The sequence below is a fragment of the Dehalobacter sp. genome, assembly GCA_023667845.1.
Taxonomy (GTDB): Bacteria; Bacillota; Desulfitobacteriia; order Desulfitobacteriales; family Syntrophobotulaceae; genus Dehalobacter.
Window position 1 is genome coordinate 1 of the sequence record JAMPIU010000088.1, and the last position, 5107, is coordinate 5107.

Annotated in this window: 5 protein-coding genes; 1 reads left to right on the forward strand and 4 read right to left on the reverse strand. The window is 46.5% G+C overall.

The window, feature by feature from the left end:
* The coding region (locus tag NC238_06650) for a stage III sporulation protein AB (GenBank protein MCM1565617.1) at nucleotides 1–430 on the reverse strand (430 nt) is incomplete at its 3' end.
* Between the two features lie 311 nt (nucleotides 431–741).
* Nucleotides 742–1800, reverse strand: coding sequence for a stage III sporulation protein AA (gene spoIIIAA / locus NC238_06655; protein ID MCM1565618.1), 1059 nt, complete (start codon nucleotides 1798–1800; stop codon nucleotides 742–744).
* Between the two features lie 194 nt (nucleotides 1801–1994).
* Between spoIIIAA and NC238_06660 the strand changes: the two genes are divergently transcribed.
* The gene (locus tag NC238_06660; GenBank protein ID MCM1565619.1) at nucleotides 1995–3404 is read left to right on the forward strand and encodes a LysM peptidoglycan-binding domain-containing protein; all 1410 of its coding nucleotides are present in this window, start codon (nucleotides 1995–1997) and stop codon (nucleotides 3402–3404) included.
* Between the two features lie 123 nt (nucleotides 3405–3527).
* On the opposite strand, the gene efp is transcribed toward NC238_06660, so the two are convergent.
* Both efp and NC238_06670 read right to left on the reverse strand, forming a co-directional pair.
* Nucleotides 3528–4085, reverse strand: a complete 558-nt coding sequence (gene efp, locus NC238_06665) for an elongation factor P (GenBank protein ID MCM1565620.1) — start codon at nucleotides 4083–4085, stop codon at nucleotides 3528–3530.
* Between the two features lie 65 nt (nucleotides 4086–4150).
* Nucleotides 4151–5107, reverse strand: a 957-nt coding sequence (locus tag NC238_06670; protein MCM1565621.1) for an aminopeptidase P family protein, incomplete at its 5' end; no start/stop codon positions are given.

The following is a 5107-nucleotide window of genomic DNA, read 5'->3' on the forward strand; positions in this document are numbered from 1 at the left end:
GCCTGGCCTTTTCGTCTACGCCTGCCAAATGCCGCTGAACAAGTTCGAGCTGTTTATGCTGTTCATTCCGGTCCGACCTGCCCAATCCCTGACTGATTCCGCTGATCACCAGCCAATCGTCTTCTGTCAGGCAGGTTTTCCGGCGGTGCGTTTCAATACTTTTTTTCCAGGCCTGAGAAGCATTCTCTCCGTCTCTGATCCATTCCTCAAGACTGGCAAAAAACAGCTGCCAGGGAGGACCAGTTCTTTCCTTAAGTACCTGGAAAGCATCCGGCAGGGGTGTTGCTCCCCAGTATATCTCCGTATCCAGTAACGCCAAGGCATTGATCATTTCCCTGATTTCCTGCGGACGTTTCTTAATTTGATTTGCTCTGATAATCCCCAAACAGCCAAACCCGATAATTAGCCCAAGATAACCTGCAACTAGCATCTTTCCACCCCCGATGGCCCTCATACAGCGGATCGATCAACGCGTAAAACATTCCTCATATAACGACCCTCTTGGCTTAAGACTAATCTAAGCAAACTTATCATCAGTCTGTGGTGCACAATTCCGCTGTGAGCGGAGCATGATGCGGAGCGCGGCTTTTTGACGGCCACGGATGGCCTAATGTCGGCGATGCCATGGAAGGCAAGAAGCGACTCGCCAAGGATGGCGCAACAGCCGAAAAGCGGTATTGTGCCCCACAGACTTGCCCAAAAAATAGTTCAATCGTTTATGAGATGAATCTGAGCGTAGTACTAATGTCGCGATGCCATGGATAGTTTATTAAACAAATTGACGCCGCTCGCCATGTCATAAACGGCTTCCACCGTGCCTGGACCGTTTGCCCTGCTTAACACAACAACCCTTTCAAAAGTCTCTCTATTCAGCAATTCCCTAAGATGGGCCCTTTTTTGCAGTTCGTCCAGGGAACCGGCATGGACCGTAGCCAGAATTTTTACGCCGCAGCGAACGGCTTCCCCAAGTGCCGCGGCATCTTCCGGCCCCCCCAGTTCATCGACAGCAACCACCTCAGGCGCCATTGACCTAATCAGCATGATCAGTCCCTGAGCTTTGGGACATCTGTCCAGTACATCTGTGCGGCAACCAAGATCGAAAGAAGGAATGCCCTGCCACATCCCGGCAATTTCACTTCTTTCATCAACCACGCCGACGGTATGACCTTTTAGTTTTAGCTGAGGTACACCGTTACTGAGATTTTTAACTAAAAATCTCAGCATTGTGGTCTTCCCTGCTCTCGGAGGTGAAACAAGCAAAGTATGGCAGACTGTGTTTTCCTGATTGATCAGTAAGCCCAGCAATTCCGGAACGATCATTTCCGGCTGTCTCGCTAAACGAATATTCAAAGCGGAAATATGGCGCATGATCCTGATCTTGCCATGTTCAACGACTGTTTCTCCGCTTAATCCCACGCGGTGCCCACCGGGCAAAGTCAGAAAACCCTGCCGTAATTCCTCCTCAGCGGCATATACAGAACTGAAGGTCATTTTCTCCAGCGTTTCCAATAGGTCTTCGCGCTTGACAATATATGCTAGATTCTTTGTTCCGGTTTGCCCCGCCGAAGTACAGAAATATTCCCTGGTTGCTGTTCTGAAGAGGATAGGCTGGTTGATTCTGAGACGAATTTCTTCAATATTTTCCGTGTCGGGTAAAGCCCCTGCCGCCTTACGGATCATTCCGCCCAGCTGTTCCCCAAACCAACGGATAATCCCTTCACCCTCTGATTCCGGATTAAAGAGTACATCATTTTTATTCCTAGGAACTTCCGTTAAAGGTGAAGCAAAGCTTACCTTCATGTTTTAACCTCCTCTGTATTAGAAGGTATGTCCTAAAAAACGTTTTTAGAATTACCAGTTTGTTCGGAGAAAATAAAAAACGACCTCAATGGTCGTCTTAGGAAAATTGAACATGAAAAGCTCCTTGCCAAAGGATAAATCACCTTGAGTTTCCTTTCTACATATCCTACATGAAAAGGAGTAGGAGGTGCTCTATGCTTATTCATGTCGTCAAAGCGAATCAAACTTTGGATCAGATTGCAATTACATATCGGGTCTCGCCGGCATCAATCATAAGCGTGAACGGACTTGTTGAACCTGTACAACTGCTGACCGGATTAGCATTAGTTATACCGACTGAAGATGTCTTCCATACTGTGAAATCGGGAGAAACATTATGGAAAATTGCCCAGATTTATGGAACGACCGTACAAATCATTCTCCAGAACAATCAGATTGCTAACCCTGCCAATATTTATCCTGGCCAGCTGATCACCATTCCTGCCAGGCGGCATCGCGTTCTCGCTGGAGAGACTTTATGGTTTATTGCTCAAAAATATCAAGTCTCTTTACAAAACCTCATTAAGGTCAATAACATTACGAACGCCAATTTGATTTATCCGGGCACTGTACTCATGATCCCGCGTAAACCTCGGCCAACCATCGATGTCAATGGCTATATCTATCGTTTCAGTCAGGATGCGGTTGCTACTGTCAATCGGGAAGCTGAACATCTTACATATTTAAGTCCTTTCGCCTACTTGATTAGAGAGGATGGAAGCCTGCAGACAATCGAAGATCTTCCGCTCATTCAAGCTGCCATAGCAAAAAAGGTTACCCAGATGATGTCTATTACCAACTTTACGTCGACTACGCGTGGAGAAAATCTTGCTCATCTTGTCTTGACCAATACGGAAGCCATTAATCGGTTAATGACAAATGCCATCAATATCATGAAAGAAAAAGGTTATCGGGGACTTAACATTGATTTTGAAAACGTACTTCCCGAAGACAGGGAAGCTTATAACGCTTTGCTTCAAATAGCAGTTACCCGTCTTCATGCAGAAGGGTTCTTCGTTTCAACGGCTTTAGCGCCAAAATTAAGCGCAGAGCAACGGGGATTGCTCTATGAGGCGCACGATTATCCCGCCCATGGCCGAATTGTCGATTTCGTTATTCTTATGACCTATGAATGGGGTTGGCGCGGCGCTTCACCACAGGCAATCTCTCCCTTGAATCAAATCAAACGGGTTTTGGATTATGCTGTTTCAGTTATTCCAAGAGACAAAATCTTTTTTGGCTTTCAGATTTATGCCAGGGATTGGCTTTTGCCGCATGTCTCCGGCCAAATTGCCGAAACCTTTGGGATGGATGAAGCAATGTCCAGAGCCCTTCGATATCATGCTGAGATCCAGTATGATACGGTTACCCAGTCCCCTTTCTTCCGGTATACGGATACGCAGGGAAACAGTCATGAAGTGTGGTTTGAGGATGCCCGCAGTGCCCAGGCCAAATTTGATACCGTCAAAGCTTATGGATTAAGAGGCATCAGTTATTGGGCTTTAGCCTATCCCTTTCCTCAGAACTGGGCTTTGCTGGAAGATAATTTTACGGTCCGGAAATGAGGAAATGAGAGATTCCTCAAATAGATTCTTGCGTTTCACAAATAATAAAGGGTTGTTGCTCAAGAAATTACTTGCCCAACAACCCTTTTATTCTAATTATTCTTCTTGTAATAGAAAAGATGATTAAGCCCGGGAAACATACGCTCCGCTTCTGGTGTCGATAATCAGGACATCGCCTTCATTCACAAAGAACGGTACTTGAACCGTAGCACCGGTCTCGACAGTCGCCGCTTTGGTACCGCCTGTGGCCGTATCACCCTTGACTCCGGGCTCACATTCCGTTACTTTAAGCACAACTGTATTGGGAAGGTCTACACCAATGACTTCGCTATTATAGAGCAGGACGCCAAGGTTCATATTTTCTTTGAGCCACTTGACTTCCTGGCCAATTTGAGCCCCGGTCAACATAATTTGTTCATAGCTTTCATTATCCATCACAACAAATTGATCACCGTCTTTATACAAATACTGCATCTCACGGCGATCCAGACGGGCTCTGGGAACTTTCTCCCCGGCATTGAATTTCTTTTCGACAACGCCGCCCGTTCTGACATTCTTAACTTTGGCACGTACAAAAGCAGCGCCTTTTCCAGGTTTCACGTGTTGGAATTCGACTATCTGAAATATATCGCCATCCAGTTCAATAGTCACTCCGGTTTTAAAATCGTTTGAAGAAATCATTTTGCTGATCCTCCTATAATATTGTAGATTCTTTTATGTATCAATAACGGATACAAGTAATACCACTAATCAATAATAATGCACTGCTTTGCGGTTTGTGTCAAGACTTCCGAACCAGAATTTGTGACTAACGCGACATCTTCAATTCTGACGCCGCCCCAGTCAGGGATATAAATTCCGGGTTCAATCGTAAGTACCATCCCCGGTTCAAGTACCGTTTCATCACGGGTATTTAAATACGGCGTCTCATGGATCTCGATCCCGAGGGAATGCCCCAGACTGTGACCGAAATATTCACCGTAACCGGCACGTGTAATTACTTCTCTGGCTGCTGCGTCGACATCTTTAGCCTTAACGCCGGGCTTCAGAGCTTTAACCCCGGCCAGCTGCGCCTTGAGCACAATATCGTAAACTTCCAGGTGCTTGCTCTCAGGCTTTCCCAAAAACAGCGTCCGCGTAAAATCGGAACAATACCTTTGGTAGATCGCTCCAATATCCAGCGTTAAAAATTCCCCTTTTTGTATCTTTTTGCCGGAGGCCGTACCGTGCGGCAGCGCGGAACGTGTTCCCGAGGCCACAATATAGTCAAACGATCGGCCGCTGGCACCCATTTTCCTTTGGCAGAATTCCAGTTCCAACGAAAGCTCTTCTTCCGTCATTCCCGGATATATCTTGTCCAGTGTCTGGACAAAGGCCTGGTCCGTGATTCTAACCGCCTGGCGGATCAGCGCAATTTCTGTTTCATCCTTAATTTGCCGGAGCTTCTTAAAGATCACGGAGGCATTTTTAAATCTATGCCCACTTAGAGCCTGCTGCAGTTTCTGGAAATCGCCCAGGGACAAAGCCTCTTCCTCAATTCCTATCACGAACAGCCCTTTAATCATTTCCCCGATGACTGCATAGGGATCTCCGGTCACTTTGATAATTTCAAAACCCGGGGCTTCCGCCGCGGCTTGTTCAATATACCGGAAGTCTGTGAATAGAATGGAACGGCTGGATTCGATCAGCAAGGTTGCACTGGT

Bases quoted from the DNA above. Each gene is read 5' to 3' on its own strand.
- spoIIIAA (MCM1565618.1), bottom strand. From the start codon at position 1,800: ATGAAGGTAAGCTTTGCTTCACCTTTAACGGAAGTTCCTAGGAATAAA.
- NC238_06660 (MCM1565619.1), top strand. From the start codon at position 1,995: ATGCTTATTCATGTCGTCAAAGCGAATCAAACTTTGGATCAGATTGCA.
- efp (MCM1565620.1), bottom strand. From the start codon at position 4,085: ATGATTTCTTCAAACGATTTTAAAACCGGAGTGACTATTGAACTGGAT.